The organism is Sphingobacterium cavernae (assembly GCF_008520265.1).
Taxonomy (GTDB): Bacteria; Bacteroidota; Bacteroidia; order Sphingobacteriales; family Sphingobacteriaceae; genus Sphingobacterium; species Sphingobacterium cavernae.
Genome location: NZ_VIQM01000003.1, coordinates 1 through 1,043 on the forward strand (window position 1 = coordinate 1; position 1,043 = coordinate 1,043).

Sequence of the window (1,043 nt, forward strand, 5' to 3'; positions counted from 1 at the left end):
TAACGTGAGTTCGGTTTAAGCAGCGAGGAATAATTGGTTTTCTTGCTGTTCAAACTGTATGTTTAAAGAAGGTTTTTTAGGGAAGAAAGCATAAGCAGCTAGTGCTCCCAAAATATTCAATAAGAAGTTACTTACAGACCTATGTCTGGTATGTTGTAGCTTACAAATGTTTTTAAGTTCATCATTGACGCATTCAATAATTGCCCTCTTTCTGAGCATTATTTTATCGGTTTGACTCAGGTTCATACCTTTCATGTTTTTTCTTGGTTTGGTTACCATCTGTATACCATTTCCCCAGAGTATATCAGCCATTGCCTTTGAAATATAACCTTTATCCCCATAGAGTTTACCAAAGATATCCTTGGTCATATCCATCATATGTTTTAGATTTCGGTCATCCACATTGCCCTTAGTGAGGTAAAAGGACAATATTTCCCCTTTATCATTGATGATCAGATGTAGTTTGAAACCATAGAACCAACCGATGGAACATTGTCCTCGCTCAGCAGTATCCCTGAAAACTTTGTGCTGATGTATCCTTCTATTGTGGCACACCTTGATATGTGTAGAGTCTATAAAATTGATTCCTTCACTCTTGCCAAGACAGCACATCTTTACAAAAAGCATAAAGGTGATAGCACACCTGGGTTGAAGCTCAACGAACCTGTTGTAGGAGGTCAATCCTGGGAAAAGATCCTTGAGATGGGGCAAGGCATAATGGACATAAAAGGACTTCAGATTGGTGAATTGTCCTGAATGGAAAAGGATCATGAGGCTGATCATCTCACTCTGACACAAGCCTGTTTTACGGCACCTGTTTCCTATTTTTTTATCTTCAATCCGCTTTTCTTCCAACATGGGCCTGATTTCTTTGCAAAAATCATCTACTTTAACGAATATTTCTATAACTTTATCTCTCAACATAAGGCTTGATTTATTATTGTATTGAATTGATAGTCAACTATTTATATACAAAAATCAAGCCTATTTTATGTTTTACAGCCTCTTTTTTAAAGCTTTTTCTTATCCCGAACTCACGTTAA

Annotated in this window: 1 protein-coding gene; it reads right to left on the reverse strand. The window is 36.8% G+C overall.

What is annotated here, in order from left to right:
* Window positions 1–15: 15 nt before the first annotated feature.
* On the reverse strand, window positions 16–924 hold the full coding sequence (locus tag FLS47_RS00015; RefSeq protein ID WP_149912357.1) for an IS982 family transposase: 909 nt from the start codon (window positions 922–924) through the stop codon (window positions 16–18).
* Window positions 925–1,043 lie beyond the last annotated feature (119 nt).

Bases quoted from the DNA above. Each gene is read 5' to 3' on its own strand.
- FLS47_RS00015 (WP_149912357.1), bottom strand. From the start codon at position 924: ATGTTGAGAGATAAAGTTATAGAAATATTCGTTAAAGTAGATGATTTT.